18 protein-coding genes and 1 pseudogene are annotated in these 17,797 nt (G+C 35.4%); 13 read left to right on the top strand and 6 right to left on the bottom strand.

Annotation, left to right across the window (positions count from 1 at the left end; translation table 11 throughout):
* Nucleotides 1-2: 2 nt before the first annotated feature.
* The 4 genes from JOE44_RS18675 (at nucleotide 3) to JOE44_RS18690 (ending at nucleotide 4,545) form a co-directional block, all read left to right on the top strand.
* A complete protein-coding gene (locus JOE44_RS18675) occupies nucleotides 3-815 on the top strand; it encodes a GLPGLI family protein (protein ID WP_209786745.1) in 813 nt (270 codons plus the stop codon).
* A gap of 200 nt (nucleotides 816-1,015) precedes the next feature.
* Nucleotides 1,016-2,278, top strand: coding sequence for a serine hydrolase domain-containing protein (locus JOE44_RS18680; RefSeq protein WP_209786746.1), 1,263 nt, complete (start codon nucleotides 1,016-1,018; stop codon nucleotides 2,276-2,278).
* Nucleotides 2,279-2,303: 25 nt separating this feature from the next.
* Nucleotides 2,304-4,082 (top strand): Ig-like domain-containing protein, encoded by a 1,779-nt coding sequence (locus JOE44_RS18685; RefSeq protein ID WP_209786747.1) that lies wholly within the window; start codon nucleotides 2,304-2,306, stop codon nucleotides 4,080-4,082.
* 4 nt (nucleotides 4,083-4,086) lie between these two features.
* Nucleotides 4,087-4,545 (top strand): heme-binding domain-containing protein, encoded by a 459-nt coding sequence (locus JOE44_RS18690; protein WP_209786748.1) that lies wholly within the window; start codon nucleotides 4,087-4,089, stop codon nucleotides 4,543-4,545.
* Between the two features lie 102 nt (nucleotides 4,546-4,647).
* On the opposite strand, the gene JOE44_RS18695 is transcribed toward JOE44_RS18690, so the two are convergent.
* The 5 genes from JOE44_RS18695 to JOE44_RS18715 all read right to left on the bottom strand — a co-directional run bounded on the left by JOE44_RS18695 (nucleotide 4,648) and on the right by JOE44_RS18715 (nucleotide 8,915).
* Nucleotides 4,648-5,160 (bottom strand): NUDIX domain-containing protein, encoded by a 513-nt coding sequence (locus tag JOE44_RS18695; protein WP_209786749.1) that lies wholly within the window; start codon nucleotides 5,158-5,160, stop codon nucleotides 4,648-4,650.
* On the bottom strand, nucleotides 5,157-6,071 hold the full coding sequence (gene xerD / locus JOE44_RS18700) for a site-specific tyrosine recombinase XerD (protein ID WP_209786750.1): 915 nt from the start codon (nucleotides 6,069-6,071) through the stop codon (nucleotides 5,157-5,159). The genes JOE44_RS18695 and xerD overlap by 4 nt, the downstream gene beginning before the upstream one ends.
* Before the next feature lie 6 nt (nucleotides 6,072-6,077).
* Nucleotides 6,078-6,500, bottom strand: coding sequence for a dCMP deaminase family protein (locus JOE44_RS18705; RefSeq protein WP_034692520.1), 423 nt, complete (start codon nucleotides 6,498-6,500; stop codon nucleotides 6,078-6,080).
* A gap of 54 nt (nucleotides 6,501-6,554) precedes the next feature.
* Nucleotides 6,555-7,322: an enoyl-CoA hydratase-related protein gene (locus JOE44_RS18710; RefSeq protein WP_209786751.1), complete on the bottom strand. Its 768-nt coding sequence runs from the start codon at nucleotides 7,320-7,322 to the stop codon at nucleotides 6,555-6,557.
* 105 nt (nucleotides 7,323-7,427) lie between these two features.
* Complete coding sequence (locus tag JOE44_RS18715; RefSeq protein ID WP_209786752.1) at nucleotides 7,428-8,915, bottom strand: catalase; 1,488 nt, start codon at nucleotides 8,913-8,915, stop codon at nucleotides 7,428-7,430.
* A 133-nt stretch (nucleotides 8,916-9,048) separates the two neighbouring features.
* On the opposite strand from JOE44_RS18715, the gene JOE44_RS18720 reads away from it, so the two are divergent.
* From JOE44_RS18720 to JOE44_RS18760, 9 genes and pseudogenes are all read left to right on the top strand, one after another.
* Nucleotides 9,049-9,999 (top strand): LysR substrate-binding domain-containing protein, encoded by a 951-nt coding sequence (locus JOE44_RS18720; RefSeq protein WP_047428937.1) that lies wholly within the window; start codon nucleotides 9,049-9,051, stop codon nucleotides 9,997-9,999.
* Between the two features lie 238 nt (nucleotides 10,000-10,237).
* A complete protein-coding gene (gene metK / locus JOE44_RS18725) occupies nucleotides 10,238-11,518 on the top strand; it encodes a methionine adenosyltransferase (protein WP_105684155.1) in 1,281 nt (426 codons plus the stop codon).
* Nucleotides 11,519-11,603: 85 nt separating this feature from the next.
* Nucleotides 11,604-12,095 (top strand): hypothetical protein, encoded by a 492-nt coding sequence (locus JOE44_RS18730; protein ID WP_209786753.1) that lies wholly within the window; start codon nucleotides 11,604-11,606, stop codon nucleotides 12,093-12,095.
* A 192-nt stretch (nucleotides 12,096-12,287) separates the two neighbouring features.
* Nucleotides 12,288-12,878 carry a sigma-70 family RNA polymerase sigma factor gene (locus tag JOE44_RS18735; protein WP_105684157.1) on the top strand — a complete coding sequence of 197 codons (591 nt, stop codon included), beginning with the start codon at nucleotides 12,288-12,290 and terminating at the stop codon, nucleotides 12,876-12,878.
* Between the two features lie 202 nt (nucleotides 12,879-13,080).
* Nucleotides 13,081-13,776 carry a YjjG family noncanonical pyrimidine nucleotidase gene (locus JOE44_RS18740; protein WP_105684158.1) on the top strand — a complete coding sequence of 232 codons (696 nt, stop codon included), beginning with the start codon at nucleotides 13,081-13,083 and terminating at the stop codon, nucleotides 13,774-13,776.
* Between the two features lie 200 nt (nucleotides 13,777-13,976).
* On the top strand, nucleotides 13,977-14,426 hold the full coding sequence (locus JOE44_RS18745) for a PepSY-like domain-containing protein (RefSeq protein WP_209786754.1): 450 nt from the start codon (nucleotides 13,977-13,979) through the stop codon (nucleotides 14,424-14,426).
* A gap of 32 nt (nucleotides 14,427-14,458) precedes the next feature.
* Nucleotides 14,459-14,662 (top strand): annotated as a pseudogene (locus JOE44_RS18750) (PepSY-like domain-containing protein); the annotation flags it as partial.
* A gap of 134 nt (nucleotides 14,663-14,796) precedes the next feature.
* Nucleotides 14,797-15,468, top strand: a complete 672-nt coding sequence (locus JOE44_RS18755) for a response regulator transcription factor (RefSeq protein WP_209786756.1) — start codon at nucleotides 14,797-14,799, stop codon at nucleotides 15,466-15,468.
* On the top strand, nucleotides 15,468-16,763 hold the full coding sequence (locus tag JOE44_RS18760; RefSeq protein WP_209786757.1) for a HAMP domain-containing sensor histidine kinase: 1,296 nt from the start codon (nucleotides 15,468-15,470) through the stop codon (nucleotides 16,761-16,763). The genes JOE44_RS18755 and JOE44_RS18760 overlap by 1 nt, the downstream gene beginning before the upstream one ends.
* Nucleotides 16,764-16,809: 46 nt before the next feature.
* Here JOE44_RS18760 and trpS read toward each other — a convergent pair whose 3' ends face one another.
* Nucleotides 16,810-17,778 carry a tryptophan--tRNA ligase gene (gene trpS, locus JOE44_RS18765; protein WP_209786758.1) on the bottom strand — a complete coding sequence of 323 codons (969 nt, stop codon included), beginning with the start codon at nucleotides 17,776-17,778 and terminating at the stop codon, nucleotides 16,810-16,812.
* Nucleotides 17,779-17,797 lie beyond the last annotated feature (19 nt).

Consider the following 17,797-nt stretch of genomic DNA (forward strand, 5'->3'; position numbering starts at 1 on the left):
CAATGCGAAAGTTTATATTTTATTTATATATTTTTTTATCATCATGTACTTATATAGCTGCACAAAATTATCAGGTCACATATGAAGTGCAATTTAAGCCAGTAAAGGATAAAGATTCATTAGTAAAAGAATATATGGCTCTAAAAATAATTGCTAATCAAAGTATTTTTTATAACCTAAATAAAGAAAAAATTGATTCTCTAGTCAGTAAGTCGGATTATAAAGGAGTATCAGCAATTAAAAATTCTTTTTTAAGAATAAAAGTATTCAAAGACTTTTCAAAAGATTATTTTACTGTAGGTGGTAATTTTAACCAATTCAATTATTGGTATAAAGAAGATAAGATTAATTTTTATGATTTAAAGAAGTATGGTAAATATAAGGGCTATATGGCCAATGAAGCATTCGCCGATTTTGGGAAAAGAGTATGGCACGTTTTATATACCAATGATATTCCAATCAATGATGGTCCTTATGTTTTTTCAGGATTACCCGGTTTAGTTATTAAAGCAGAGTCAGTAGATGGAAATTATACTTTTGAATTAATTGGAATTAAAAAATTAGAGAATCAGCCTGAAATGAATGCTATCAAAGAAAACATAAGAAAAGAGAAACTAAAGAAGAATATTAATGACTTTATAAAAGATCCTGCGGCTCATAATATTAACTTTAAAAATGATTTGGGAGATAGTTTTAGTTATGAATTTAAAGGGATTAAAGACAATAACTATAATGCTACAAATGAATATTTAAATAAAATATTTAATCAATTCAATAACTATCCAGATAAGGACATTCCTGTTATAACATTTTAGAAATTCTGTACTGTTTTATAAATTAGAGGATAAGTTACTATGATTGAGTTGGATTAGGTCAGAACAGGATTAAAGAATCTTAAAACAATTCTTGTCCAAATTTCACTTTTTCTCTCATGAATGTTAAATAATTCATAATATCCACCTCATGTTTATTATTTATTTTGAGTTTTATTAAATTGCCGCTCATTTTGAATCTCATGACGACGCGTAATTTTGTACTTATCTTAACTGTTTTCTTATCAATATTTTCTTGTAAAAAAAAGTCTGAAGCTAAAGATGCTTCGGCTGAAAATACAACCAATCTTCCTAACTATGGAAACGTAGATTTGGGAGATGTCTTCACGAAAGGTGATGGGCAGCTTCTAAACAGACAGACTACGGTAAGTTATATAGATCAGTATTACAAGAAGATATGGGAAGCAGGAGATCTTAGTGGCGGAATTCTTGTTGCCAAAGGTGATGAAATTCTGTATGAAAATTACAGAGGTTTCGGAAGAGAAGGAAATCAGATGCCAATCGATAAAAATACACCTTTGCATGTAGCGTCAGTTTCAAAGACCTTAACTGCAATGGCGATGATGAAGCTAATTGAGGCCGGTAAAATAAAACTTACAGATCATCTTACTCAGTTTTTTCCAGGATTTCCTTATCCTAATGTTACGGTTCAAACGTTATTAGATCAAAGAAGTGGTCTTCCGAAATACGAGTACTTTATTACTAAAATACAGCCTGCACCGGCAGAACTTTCCAAGCCATTCATTACGAATCAGGATGTATTGAATATGATTATCAAATACAAACCTGATCTGGCAAGAGATACGGATACAGGGTTTATGTACTGTAATACCAACTTTGCTTTATTGGCCTTGCTGGTTGAAAAAGTTACCAAAACTCCTTTTCCTCAAGCGATGAAAGAAATGGTTTTCACTCCGCTGAAAATGAATAATACGTACATTTTCCAGGAAAAAGATATTCCTACCGCTTCACAGTCATTCTATTATGGAGGAAACAAACTGTATCCTTTAGACAGACTGGATCTTATTTACGGAGATAAAAATGTATACACGACCCCAAGAGATTTATACAATTTCTCAAAAGCCATGTTTTCAAAAAATTTCCTTAAACCGGAGCTGATGGAAATGGTATTTGCTCCTTATAGCAATGAAAAAGCAGGAATGAATAACTATGGTTTAGGATTCAGAATGAAAATATTTGATAACGGTGAAAAGCTTACTTATCATAACGGATGGTGGCATGGTACGAATTCCGTATTTGCCCACCTTTTAAAATCTAAAGTGACCATTGTAGCTATTGGAAACAAATATTCAAACAAAGTATATACAGCCCTTGCATTATCAGGCTTATTCGAAGATTTCCCTTTGCAGAAGGATAAGCTTCATACCGTGATGCATGACAATAAAGATACTTTGAATTCCGGACAGGAAGTTTTTGGAGAATAATGTTTACTTTTGCCTAAACATTTTCATGAAAAGGTTTCTTTTATTATTCGTTATCTGTTTTCTTGTTCATTCTTGTGCAAGAGTAGGATCTCCTGTTGGAGGGCCTAAAGATACCCTTGCGCCGAAGTTTTTAAGCTCAAACATTGATACCACAAGAATTAATGTGAAAAGAGATATTCGCGAACTCCGTCTGGATTTTGATGAATATGTGACTTTAAAGGACATCAACAAAAATCTGATTATTTCACCTCCTATAAAAGGGATAACAAGGATTCTTCCTTCGAATATAGCCAATAAATTTGTACTGATCCAGTGGACGGATACTCTTCAGGCCAATACAACTTATAATTTCAATTTTGGAAATTCAATTGTTGATAATAATGAATCCAATATACTGAGGTATTTTAATTTTGCTTTTTCCACAGGAGATAAACTGGATGATCTTTATGTGAGCGGTGAAGTAAAGGATGCATTGGATATTAAAAAGAAGACCGGAACAACAACGGAGAATAAACTGGTGGTTGGATTGTATCAGGTAAAAGATACCATGGATTACAAGAAAAAGCCTTACTATATCACCAAGGTGGATGAAGACGGATATTACGAATTAAACTATCTGACCCCAGGGAAATATAAAATTATTGCTTTTGAAGATGAGAATGGAAATTCTATGTATGATCCGGGTAAAGAAAAAGTAGGGTTCCAGAAAGATCCGATTAATGTTGAAAAATCTATTTCAGGATTAAATCTAAAAGTTTATCCTTCCAAAAAGCCTGTGAAATATGTAGAAATGAAAGAAACTGCAGGAGGCGTTCTGATGACATTCGAGGGGAATCCAGATGAAGTTAAAGTTCAGTCATTGAATGAGAAATTGAAGGATGTAAAAATAACACATAATCCAAAATCTGATTCCGTTAGAATCTGGTTTGATGCAGTGAAAGATGACGTGGGGCAAACCGCCAATGAAAAGCTTATATTCACGCATAATAAAGGTCCGAAAAAAGACAGTGCTTACAGCGTTTCCTTATTTTACAGATATAATAAGAAGAATGCTATGGATGTCTTCAGTGACAATGATGGAACTTCCATTGCTCCAAAGGCCGATTTAAAAATTGCTTCCAACTATATCGTTGATAAAATTGATCCTTCAAAATGGACACTGAAAATTAAAGGAGACAGCCTGACAACTTTGCCATTTACCGCAAAAATTTCAGAAACAAATCCTTACCAGATCCAGGTTCAGTCAGATTTTGTGATGGGAAAAAGCTATGAGCTTACTGTTCCTAAGGAAACGATATCCTCATTCTATACAAAAAATACACAATCTAAGCGTTTCGACTTTGATGTGGCTAAAGTAGACCAGTTTGGAAGTGTTGAATTCTCTATTTCGAATGCGCCAACTACCAATTATTGGATTCAGCTGATAGATTCTTCAGACAAGATAGCCTATCAGAAATATATCAAAGGAGATCATATAAAATTTGATATCCTGAAACCTGGAGAATATATTGTAAGAATTCTGGTGGATAATAACGGCAATAAATATTGGGATGAAGCAGACTTTGCTAATGATGTTTTTGCTGAAGATGCTTATATTTTCTACAAAAAAGTAATTGTGAGAGGTCTATGGGAAACAAGGGAAGAATGGGATCTGAAAGATTCCAGAACACTTGATAACCCTAAAGGAACAACAGCTCCTGCACCAACGCCAGCCGTGGAAACACCACCAGCTGCTGCTGAAGTGAAACAGGAAGTTAAGAAAGAATTGAAATCCTCCAATGCAGTTTTAACTCCGGTAAAGTAAGCTGATGAAAATAGTTAAGAAAATAGTATTCTGGACATTGGTAGCATTTGCTCTGATTCAGTTTTTTCCTATTGACAGAACCAATAAACCTATTGATTCTGCTGTAAACTTTGTGGAGGCAAGGAAATCACCGGAAAAGATTAGAACACTGCTTAAAAATGCCTGTTATGACTGTCATTCCAATGAAACAGTCTACCCGAAATATGCCTTTATTGCTCCCGTTTCATGGTCTGTAAAAAGCCATGTGAATGAAGGCCGGGAACATCTGAATTTTTCTACCTGGGGAAATTATAATAAGGATTTGAAGGAGAATATGCTTACGAAATCTATTCAAACAATCCAGAACAGGACAATGCCAATGCCTGGTTATATTGTCTATCATCAGGAAGCCAATCTTTCAGAAGCAGAAAGAGCATTATTGATTCAGTACTTTGAAGAAATGCTTAAGGCTAAAACGTATTAATTCAATCATAAAAAAACTCTCGCAGATTTTACAGATCCAGCAGATGATTGTATTTACAATCTGCTCAATTTGCAAAATCTGCGAGAGAATATATTACAAAAATTATTTCTTTAAATAACTCTCGAAAAATCTCTTCTGGGAATCAAAAGCAATGTCCTCTAAGTTTAACTCCTGTAAAGGAATCCAGACTGCCTCTGAAATCTCAGAGAGCTCAAGATTTACCTCAAACTTTTCCGAAACATTATACTCATAAAATAGATCAATCGTATTATAATCAATCTCTTTGTATTGATAGATGTTAGGAAGGCTGGTAAGGTATTTCAGGTTAGAAATATCAATATCAAGCTGAAGTTCTTCAAAAAGTTCTCTTTTACAGGTTTCCTCTGCACTTTCTTTTGGGTCGACAAATCCTCCGGCAAGATCAAGTTTTCCTTTTTTGGGATCTCTGTTTCTTCGGGTAAGATAAATTTCGTCTCCCCATCTGATGACAACTGCTACTGCACCTGCCACATTATTATACAAAGTAAAACCACATTCCGGACAGCTCCATTTCTTTTCGCCATCCCAGTGTAAGGACTCTTTGCCACAGCTTGGACAATATTTCAATAGTTTCATTGAGCAATATTAATATTTCTCGGGTGATAACTCAAAATAACATCCCTTAATTCTTCAGTTTTCAGATGCGTATAGATCTCCGTTGTTGTAATACTGGAATGTCCCAGCATTTCCTGGATATAACGTAAATCTGCCCCATTCTGTAATAAATGGGTTGCAAACGAATGTCTGAAGGTGTGTGGAGATATTTTTTTGTTGACCCCGGCTTTATCTGTAAGTTCTTTAATAATAAGAAATACAATCACTCTGGACATAGAAGTCCCACGGCTGTTTAAAAACAGGGTGTCTTCATATTTCTTATTAATTTTACCTTTAGAACGTACCTCTTTGATATAACTTTCCAGCATATCTGCAGTATAGTCAGCTAAAGGAACAAAACGGGTTTTGTTTCCTTTTCCGTGTACTTTGATGTACTGCTCTTTGAAGTTGATATTGGAGATCTTCAGATCAATCAGTTCGGAAACCCGAAGTCCGCAGCCATATAGTACCTCTATGATGCAGTGGTTTCTTTTTCCGAGATCTGTATTGACCTCAATAGCAGCAATAATTTTGTTGATATCAGGCAAGCTTAAAGTATCTGGTAGATATAATCCCAATTTAGGGCCTTCAAGTAACGCCGCAGGATTGTCTTCACGATATTCATCCTCCAGCAGAAATTTAAAGAAAGCTTTAATGGAAGATATCCATCTTGCCTGTGATCTCTCACTGAATTTCTGTTTGGAAAGATTGAAAATGTATTCCTGCAGGTTTTCGTAACCGATGGAGTCTGGACCGACGTTTTCCAGATCCTCTTCTGCGTAATCTTTTAATTTCTTAATGTCCCGAACGTAGGCGTCGAGTGTGTTTTCTGAAAAATTTCTTTCGAAACGAAGAAATATTTCAAAATCTTTGATCTTTTCATCCCAAGTCATTTGTGCTTATTTTTTTAGTTCACAGTCCGATATTTGTTCTATTTCAATATTATGGTTTCTCAGGAACGATATCCCATCGTCATCCGAATACTCATTAATGTACACCAGTCTCGTAATTCCTGCCTGTAAAATCAGCTTGCTGCATTCTTTACAGGGAGACAGCGTCAGATATAACGTTGCCCCTTTTGCAGATTGAGTGGAAGCTGCTAGTTTTAATATAGCGTTGGCTTCTGCATGCAATACGTACCAGTGTGTTTTCCCTTCTCCATCTTCACAGCAGTTTTCGAATCCCGAAGGAGTCCCGTTGTAACCATCTGAAATAATCATCCTATCTTTTACGATAAGAGCTCCCACCTGTTTTCTCTTACAGTAGGAGAGTTTTGCCCATTCCTGAGCCATTTTTAGATAAGCTTTATCAAACTTATTCATACCGCAGCATTGTTTTTTTTCGAAATAATTTGGATTAAAATCTTTTAGAAAGATTTAGAAGTTAGGTTTTCTCTTCTCTAGAAACGCAGTAACTCCTTCTTTCTTATCTTCCATGTCAAAAAGTTCACCGAAATACTTGATTTCAGCTTCAAAACCTTTCTCCGTGTCAGATAAATTCACGGCATTTATAGCCTTGGATATTGCCATTGGTGAATTATAGGCAATCGTGTTTGCTAATTCTTTCGTTTTGGTTAATAATTCTTCAATAGGATATACTTCATTGACCAGTCCGATCTCTTTTGCTTTTTGAGCAAAGATCATTTTGGCAGAGAAGATCATTTCATTGGCAATACCTTTTCCTACAAGCTTTGGAAGCCTTTGAGTTCCTCCATATCCTGGAATCAGTCCAAGAGTTACTTCAGGAAGCCCTAATCTGGCGTTTTCCGATGCATATCTGATGTGGCATGCCATGGCAAGCTCTAAACCTCCTCCCAATGCAAAACCGTTTACGGCTGCAATGACAGGTTTAGACATGTTTTCAATTTTGTTGAACAATGTGTTTTGTCCGTTTCTTGCAAGTTCTTCAGCTTTTTCCTGTCCGAAATCACTGAATTCCTTGATGTCAGCTCCCGCTACAAAAGATTTTTCTCCACTGCCTGTAAGGATAATTACCCTACAAGAAGTATCAGCGTTAAGCTCGTCCAGTGCAGTGCTGATTTCCTGAATTGTTTTAGCGTTTAAAGCATTTAAACTTTCAGGTCTGTTTATGGTAATGATAGATAATTTATCTTCTTTTTTTAATAATATGTTCTCGTAACTCATTTTTCCACTTTAAAATATCATCCTTTGCAAATTATGAATTTTTTACAAAAAAAAGGAAAAAATATTATTTTTTTTTCCTTTTTTTTAATTTATCCTTCCAAATAATTATTTGGAATGATTCATCATATTTGCATCAATATTGACATTTAGTTGAGAAGCCACTTTCATGCCAAGTTCAATATTAGCACGGAAAAAGTGACACAGCTGTCGATTGATAATTTCATCTTTTTTCGGTCCGGTTATACCATTCATGCTGCCTACAATATTTTTGATCAAATGATCTCTTTCTTCTGCATTCATTGCTTTTGAATATAAAAGCCCCGGTTGAGTATAGTGATCACTGTCGTTCTCATTTCTGTTATAGCTGGCAACATGAGCACTGTCTAGCTCATATTCATAGTTTTTATAAGATGGATCCGCTTTGATGTCATCAAAACTGTTGGGATGATAATTCGGTTGATCCTGATAATGGCTTGAATCTGCCATATAGCCGTCCCTTTGGTAGTTATTGACAGCAAAAGGACATCTGTTCACTTCCAGCTGATGCGAGTTTACCCCCACTCTGTAGCGGTGTGCATCTGGATAAGAGAATAATCTTCCCTGAAGCATTTTGTCTGGTGAGAAGCTGATTCCGTTAATCAGGTTGCTGGGTGAAAAAGTAGACTGTTCCACATGTGCAAAATAATTAACAGGAACTTCGTTCAGTTCCATTTCGCCTACTTCGATCAAAGGGAAGTCATCGTGGAACCATACTTTGGTTACATCAAAAGGATTCCATCTGAAATCTTTTGCCTGTTCTTCGGTCATTACCTGTATGTATAAAGTCCATTTCGGGAAGTCTCCATTTTCAATAGCGTTGCAAAGATCTTCCTGGGCAAAGTCAGGGTTTTCACCAGCCATTTTTACAGCTTCTTCATCTGTGAAATTTTTTACACCTTGTTTTGTTTTGAAGTGGAATTTCACCCATACTCTTTCATTTTTATCATTAATCATGGAGAAAGTATGAGATCCGAAACCATGCATATGTCTGTAACCATGCGGAGTTCCTCTGTCTGACATTAATATAAGAACCTGATGAAGAGACTCAGGGTTTAAACTCCAGAAATCCCACATCATGGTGGCACTTTTTAAATTTGTTTTGGGTACTCTTTTCTGAGTATGGATAAAGTCCGGGAATTTTTTTGCATCCTTAATAAAGAATACCGGTGTATTATTTCCTACAAGATCCCAGTTTCCGTCTTCAGTATAAAATTTTAAAGCAAAGCCTCTTGGATCTCTTGCTGTATCTGCGCTTCCTTTTTCGCCTCCTACTGTGGAGAATCTTGCAAACATTCTGCACGAATTTCCTACTTTTGAAAACAGTTTTGCTTTCGTGTACTGGCTGATGTCATGCGTTACGGTAAAAGTTCCGTAAGCTCCGCTTCCTTTGGCATGCACAATTCTTTCAGGAATTCTTTCCCTAACGAAATGCGCAAGATTTTCCTGAAGAATAAAGTCTTGCAGCAATACCGGGCCTCTTGGTCCTACCGTCTGTGAATCCTGATGTTCAAAATAAGGTGCACCGTTACTTAACGTTAATTTTTTAGAATCCATATCATTAATGATTTGTATAAATGTTTTTCTTTTTCTAAATCCAAGTGTAAAGGTAATGAATATCAAATTTACTTGAATTTTTAATTGCTAATAGCAAAAACGTTATATCTTTGTAATAGATAATATTAATCAAATGAACATTCAGCAACTGGAGTATCTTATCGCTGTTGATAAGTATAAACATTTTGGTAAAGCCGCTCAGGCGTGTTTTATTACCCAACCTACGTTAAGTGCCATGATACAGAAATTTGAGGATGAACTGGATGTAAAGGTTTTTGACAGAACTACTCACCCGATTCGTACCACAGATGTAGGTCTTCAGATTATTGATCAGGCAAAAGTGATTATAGAGTCTGTCAATGAGCTGAAAAACAAAGCCAATCTTTTGAATAATATTTTAGGAGGAACCATTAATCTGGGGATTATTCCTACGGTGTCTTCTTTCATTCTGCCAACGGAAATCTTTAAATTCCTTGAAGATAATCCGAAGATCCAGATGAATGTAAAAGAAATGACCACGGATAATATTATTAAAGCTTTGAAAGCTGGTGAACTGGATGCGGGAATTATCTCAACACCTTATGACACTGCTGACGAGTTTTATCAGGATTTCTTATTCAATGAAGAATTGATGATTTACAGTTCCAATACGGAAGCCAACAAAAAGAATTCTTACATCATTCCGGAAGATCTGAATGTAGAGAAAGTATGGTTGCTTGAAGAAGGAAACTGTTTAAGAAACCAGTTTGAAAATATCTGTCACCTGAAAGAAAATACCTTGAAGCCTAAAAATTTAGACTTTCTGGCTTCCAATATCCAAACCTTGGTACACATGGTAGATAAGGTAGGAGGAATCAGTATTCTGCCGGAACTGGCATTGAGTCAGCTTTCAGAAGAGCAGAAGAAAAATGTTTTCAGATTCAAAAAACCTTTCCCTTACCGAGAAATCAGTATTATTTATTATAAGCCAACATTTAAGCAAAAAATAATTGATGAATTGTCACATTCTATCAAAACTTCTTTAGAACTTAAGCTGAATTATCACGAAAGTCCGAAAGAATTTGTAAGCATTAAGCCTCAGTAATGGAAATGCTTTAAAGTGATAGAAATCATCAATTTAAATAAAATTATAATTAATAAACAAAAGTTTTGAGTATTACGAAAATAGTGCTTAAATTTGCTGACGTTTATTACGAGGAAAAATTTGACCTGATTGCAACCTCTATAAAAATATGCTAAAACAGTATTCTTTTTTCTGGGCAATTTTATTTCATATTTTTCTTCAACACTATTTTTTAAATCTTTAAAAACAAAAGAATTATATGTCTTATTTATTTACATCTGAATCAGTTTCAGAAGGACATCCGGATAAAATCGCCGATCAGATTTCCGATGCATTAATCGACCATTTCTTAGCCTATGATAAAGATTCAAAAGTAGCATGTGAAACTCTTGTAACTACCGGACAGGTGGTATTGGCAGGAGAAGTAAAATCAGATGCTTACCTTGATGTACAGACCATTGCCAGAGAAGTAATCAATGGAATCGGATATACAAAAGGAGAATATATGTTTAATGGAGATTCTTGTGGAGTGATCTCTGCAATCCATGAACAGTCACCTGATATCAATCAGGGAGTTGACAGAGCCGTAAATGATGAGTCTTTTGAGGCTAAAGCAAATGCACAGGGAGCTGGAGACCAGGGAATGATGTTCGGGTATGCTACCAATGAAACGGCAAACTATATGCCTCTTGCATTAGATCTTGCCCACACAATCCTTAAAGAGCTTTCTGCCATCAGAAGAGAAAATAAGGAAATCACTTACCTTCGTCCTGATGCGAAAAGCCAGGTGACTATTGAGTATTCTGATGACCACAAACCCATCAGGATTGATTCTATCGTAGTTTCTACTCAGCACGATGACTTTGGAGCGGAAGAAGAAATGTTGAACAAGATCCGTGAGGATATCAAAAATATTCTGGTTCCAAGAGTGGTTGCACAGCAAACAGAAGAAATCAAAGCTTTGTTCAATGATCAGATCAAATATCACATCAATCCTACAGGTAAATTCGTAATCGGAGGACCTCACGGAGATACTGGTCTTACAGGGAGAAAAATCATCGTTGATACCTACGGTGGTAAAGGCGCTCACGGAGGTGGTGCTTTCTCAGGAAAAGACCCTTCTAAAGTAGATAGAAGTGCTGCTTATGCAACAAGACATATTGCTAAAAACTTAGTGGCTGCAGGAGTGGCTGATGAAGTTTTGGTACAGGTTTCTTATGCAATCGGGGTAGCTGAACCTTGTGGTTTATATATCAACACTTACGGAACGGCAAAAGTAGATCTTCATGATGGAGACATTGCTAAAAAAGTTTCTGCTATTTTCGATTTAAGACCTTATGCAATCGAGCAGAACTTAAAATTAAGAAACCCTATTTATCAGGAAACAGCTTCTTACGGACATATGGGTAAAGAGCATTATGTGGCTGATAAAACGTTCAACAAAGGACAGAAAAACGAGATTACCTTAAAAGATCTTGAGTTCTTCACTTGGGAAAAACTTGACAAAGTAGAGGAAATTAAAACCGCTTTTGGAATTTAATTTCTCTTTAAAGAATAATAAATGAACTGCTTTATCTTTGGATAAGGCAGTTTTTTTTAATTTTACACCTTAATAATATAGAAAGATGATGAATTTTCGAACTGTAGTTGCTGCCCTGTCCCTGTTTTTGCTGAGTACATTGGTAAAAGCTCAATATACTATGCACAAAATGATCAGTGTGGGATATACTTACCAGAACCAGAGTTTTGGTGAAGTAGGGGGTAAATTGCTCTTCCTTAAAAATGATGATGTGATTTACAGATTGGGAGGATCTGCAATGATGGGATCTGTAGATTCAAAATTTGCTATTATGCCGAAACTGCAGGCTGATGTACTTCTTAATTTTCAGAAAAATGTAGATTTCTACCACTCTTATTACTTTTTAGCCGGAGTGGAAGGAACGAATAAATATATTGCCCCTAAAATAGGAGTTACCCTGTTTGGCATGCTGGACCTTACAGGAGGCTATGCTTTTCCCATCGGAGATACCCGATTGAATGGGAAAGAGATGAAAGGGTTAAATGTTAATTTTTCATTAAATATCCCTACAGTATTGATTCATGACATGTTTAAATGATTTTTTTTAGATTTTTCTCTATAAAATTTAATAATAGGTTAACAGTTATTAAAAAATTATTATATTTACATCATAATAATTGTACCTGCCTATAGAAGAGACTCTACTCTAGAACTGTTTTGTTTATACAGCAAAGGCCAGATGAATATCTGGAGGAATACCTGTCTGCAAATATTTATATTGAGAAGAGTTATGAAATCAAAATCGGATAGTTTACTAATTTCCCTTTACCAGAAAGGAGACGAGGGCGCATTATCAACCCTTATTCACCGACATCAGAGAGAACTTTTTACATTCATTTTTTACAAAATTAATGATGAAGATTTGGCTAACGATATCTTTCAGGATACTTTCATGAAGATTATTGTGATGCTGAAAGAAGGACGCTATAACGAAGAAGGTAAATTTATTCTTTGGGCAAAAAGAATTTCCCACAATTTAATCATCGATCATTTCAGGTCTAAAGCCAAGAATATCAAAGTTTCAGAAACTACTTTTGAAACGGATGAATATTCTATTTTTGATTTGATCAGAGAGCCTTCGGAAAACATTGAAGATCAGCTGGTAACCAATCAGATTCAGGAAGATCTTCTAAGGATGTTACAGTTTTTACCACAAAACCAGCAGGAGGTGATCAAACTGAGATTTTTTGACGGCTTGAGTTTCAAAGAAATTGCAGACCATACTGAGATGAGTATTAATACAACTTTGGGCAGAGTAAGATATGCACTCATCAACCTGAGAAAAATCATGGATGAAAACAATATAATATTAACCAGATAGATAATATTTAGTGAAATTTCACGTTTTAAGGAAAACATACTTCGCTTATGAAAAAAAATGACTCCTTAAAAGTGAAAACTTTGAAACCTAAGAAACAAACAATTGATTTTTTGCTGAATTTTTCTAAAAGCCTTGAAATTGTGAAAAGCAAGAGCAAAAATTATCCTATTACAAAAAATTAAAATTATTAACTTTGTGCTGTATGAAAATGCAGCATGTTTTTTTTGACCTGGATAATACACTCTGGGATCACCGCAGAAATGCCTACCTTACCATCAAAGACCTTTTTGAAAAACAGGAAATAACTTCGAAGTATCATATTGACTTTGAGGAGTTTCATTCTGTTTATCACGATATCAACGAAGAATTGTGGGAAAAGATCAGAGACGGGATTATTGGCAAAGAGTACTTGAGAGAACACCGTTTTTATGATTCATTTAAACATTTTGGAATAGATAATAAAGAGCTTGCCCTTTATTTTGAAGAAAACTTCCTTGATAATATTGTGAGTCATAATGAACTGGTAGAAGGAGCAGAAGATGTTTTGGAATATCTGAAAGCTAAGAATTATACATTACACATTATTTCCAACGGATTTCAGGAGGTGACAGAAAGAAAATGTACCCTATCAGGAATCGCTCCCTATTTTAAAACAATTACCAGTGCCGATGCTGTGGGAGTAAGAAAACCTAATCCAAGGATTTTTGAATACTCTCTGGGACTTTCTGAAGCCAGAAAAGAAGAAAGTATTCTGATCGGGGACGACTGGATTGCTGATGCCCTTGGAGCAACTGATTTTGGAATGGATGCCATCTTTTTCGATGTCTATAAAGAAGATAAGCAGAAAGAAGGATTAAAAGCCATTACCCATCTTCAGCAGATTAAAGAATATTTATAAAGTGTAAGATTTTACCATCTATAAAAAAGCCATTAAGTTGATCTTAATGGCTTTTCTGTTTTCAGTGAATTCTGGAGAGATGATCTGTGAATGCATTAAACTTTAAGGGAGTTATTTTTTTATTGAAATCTGTTTTCCCAATTCTTTCCCAATTTGATGATGAACTTTGCAGCATAATAACAACAGAAAAATTTAATAGTATGAAAAATGTAAAGAAAATGACCGGAGTATTAATGATCATATTTTTATTAATTGGAGGTTGGGTTTCTGCTCAGGATAGAGCAATCACTGCGAATCAGTTACCGAAAACGGCTAAAAACTTTCTAGCTTCCCATTTTAAAGGAATTCCTGTAAACTCAGCATTAGAAGACAGAGAGATCTATGGAGTAGACGAATACAAAGTATATCTGACCAATGGAATGAAAATAGAGTTCGACAGCAGTGGAAACTGGAAAGAAGTAGATGGCAAACACCAGAAGGTTCCGTATGGTTTCATCCCTGCATCAATCAGAAATTACAGCAGTAAGAATTTCCCTAATACTTACATCATTAAGATGGAAAAGAAAAGATGGTCTTACAAGGCAGAACTTTCCAACGGATTGGAGCTTGAATTCGACAGAAACGGGAATTTTAAAAGAATTGATGACTAATTCATAAGTACAACTAAACCCTAAATTTTAAGAGTATGGTCAACTGGAATTTAATAAACAGCAACGGAAGAACGATTTCTTCTGCCCAGATTAGAAAAAATATAGTTTCATTTATGACAAGAAATTATCCTTGCAGCATCATTGAATCTATTGAAAGAAAATATAACGCTTATAAAATTCATCTGATGAATGGCTTGTGTCTTGTGTTTGATGCAGACGGGCGATTTGTTAAGTAAGGAAGCTGGAGGAAGGAAGAGGGAAGTGATGGCAGTGTAAAAAACTTCCCGCTTCCTGCTTTCATTCTTCCCGCTTTTAATTTCTTATATTTGATAGAAGTTAATCATACAGCAAAGCATATAGATCCGGAAATATGAAGATTTTAATTGTAGAAGATGAGCCCGCACTGAAAGATACAATACAGAAGTTTCTGGAAGCAGAACATTTCATTGTAGAATATGCGGAAAATTACAGCAGTGGACTGGAGAAAATTATTTCGTATGAATACGACTGTATTTTGCTGGATATTATGCTGCCTGACGGAAACGGTATAGATCTTCTTAAAGAGATCAAAAAAATGCACAAGAAAGATCCGGTAATCATTCTTTCAGCCAAAGATTCTGTAGATGATAAAGTGACCGGACTAGAAATAGGGGCTGATGATTATCTGGCCAAGCCTTTCCACCTTGCAGAGCTGATGGCGAGAATCAAATCTGTGATCAGAAGAAAAAATCAGGATGGTGAGAATATTATCCGCTATAAAAATATAACTATTAATCCGGAGCACAGAACGGTGAAAGTGGGTGATGAGGAGCTTGTCCTTAACCGTAAAGAATATGACCTTTTGTATTATTTTGTCATCCATCCGGAAAAAACCTTACAGAAAACAACGTTGGCTGAAGCAATCTGGGGAGATTATATCGATCAGGCAGACAGTCTGGATTTTATTTATTCCCAGATTAAAAATCTTCGTAAAAAATTAAAAACCCTCCATGCAGAAGCTGATTTCCAGGCTGTGTATGGAATAGGATATAAATTTATCTGATGAAAACCTCATTAAAATATTACACCATAAAATATCTGATCATGATCCTGCTGTTGATTATCGCAGTATGGGCAGGGTTATTTTATGCCTATATTCTGGATGAAGTGCATGATAATGTGGATGACGGGTTGAGGGATAGAAAGATTCAGATTATTAAAGCGGTGTATCTTAACCCTGAGTTGTTGAAGAATAAGGAGTTTGGTTTTAATGAGTTTAAAATCAATCCGATTAAAGCCGAAGAGTATCAAAACAAAAGCAGGCTGTACAACAAGATGTACTACATGGAATATGATGATAAAGACCAGCCTTACAGAGTGTTGGAAGCAGACTTTATCGATCAGTTCAAAGATCATAGACGGCTTGTCATAAGAACTTCAACGGTAGAAGAAGATGAGTTGATATATGATCTTACAACAGCATTGATTGTGCTTTACATCCTTTTGGTTATCAGCATTGTGGCTGTTAATGGTTATCTGCTTAATAAAGCTATGAGACCTTTTTACCAGATTCTGGAGAAGCTTAAGAAATATCAGTTCGGAATTCCTTTTTCCCAGGAAAAACAGAATTACAAGATCACAGAGTTTGAAGAATTAAATGTGGAAATCAATGAAATGATTGAGCGTAATGAACTTGTTTTTTATCAGCAGAAACAGTTTATTGAAAACGCTTCCCATGAACTTCAGACACCTTTGGCTATTGTGATTAATAAAATTGACCTTTTGATTCAGAATGATGATCTTGATAAAAAGAGTATGACCTTTCTTACCGAAGTTAAAAATGATCTGAGAAGAATGGTAGGGTTGAATAAATCTTTATTAATGCTTTCCAAAATTGAAAACAGCCAGTTTAATAGAACTTCAGATGTTGATTTTAACGGAATGGTTACCCAGCTCGTTCAGAATTATGAAGACTTTATTGCATTTAAAAAAGTAGAAGTCAATATTATTGAGAAAGGAAAATTTATTGCAGACTTTAATCAGGATCTTGCGGATATTCTGTTGTCAAACCTTCTTAAGAATGCCATTAAATATAATAATGAAGAAGGAACTTTAAATATTATCATTGAAAATAACAGGATAACATTCCAAAACAGCGGAGCATCCATCCCTTTGGATAAATCCAGAATTTTTAACCGGTTCTATAAGCAGGGATCAGATCATACCTCTACCGGACTGGGGCTGTCCATCATCAAAACCATTATCAAACAATATCCGGGTTGGGATATTACTTATGAATTCGGGGATCAGATGCATTACTTTATCCTTACAAAGAATAATAATAGCTTCAATAAATAGAAAAAGCCTTTCGTTTGAAAGGCTTTCTTATGTTGGTAACTCAGAATTAAAATCCTAAGCTTGTTCTTACTCTTTTAAGAGTTTCCAGAGCAATAGGTCTGGTTTTCTCCGCACCTTGCTGTAATTTTGCTTCCAATTCATCAAGATTGCTCATATAATAAGCAAACGTTTCTCTTTCTTTGGCAAAGCGTACCAGGATAAGATCCAGCAACTCTTTTTTAGCATGTCCGTATCCGAAGTTTCCGGCAAGATACTTTGTTCTTAATTCCTCAGTTTGCTCAGGCGTTGCAATCAATTCATAGATCTGGAAGGTTTTATCCGTTGCAGGATCTTTAGGCTCCTCCAGTGATTTAGAATCCGACTCAATACTCATCACCTGTTTTTTCAGCTCTTTTTCAGGTAAGAAAATATTGATAATATTTCCCATGGATTTAGACATTTTACGCCCATCAGTTCCCGGAACATATTTAGTGTCCTGCTGAAGTTCCGCCTGTGGTAAAACAAGAACTTCACCCATTTGGTTGTTAAATCTGGACGCTACATCTCTTGCAATTTCCAAATGCTGAAGCTGATCTTTTCCTACAGGAACAATCTCTGCATCATACAGTAAAATATCTGCAGCCATCAAAATTGGGTAAGTAAACAAACCTGCATTTACATCCTGCAATCTATCTGCCTTATCCTTAAATGAATGAGCTAATGTTAATCTTTGATAAGGAAAAAAACATGATAAATGCCAAGAAAGTTCACAGGTTTCAGCGATATCACTTTGTCTGTAGAAATATGTTTTTTCAGTATCTAATCCACAAGCAAGCCAAGCCGCAGCAATCTCGTAGGTGTTTTGTCTTAAAGTCTGCGCATCTTTAATCTGTGTAAGCGTATGAAGATTCGCAATAAATAAAAATGATTCATTTCCTTCCTGCTTGGATAGTTCAATAGCAGGAATAATGGCCCCTAATAAATTTCCAAGATGGGGTGTTCCGGTGGCTTGAATGCCGGTAAGAATTCTTGACATTTGTTTAAAATTTATATTT

Origin of the sequence: Chryseobacterium sp. PvR013, from assembly GCF_017833095.1 — a bacterium.
GTDB classification, from domain to species: Bacteria; Bacteroidota; Bacteroidia; order Flavobacteriales; family Weeksellaceae; genus Chryseobacterium; species Chryseobacterium culicis_A.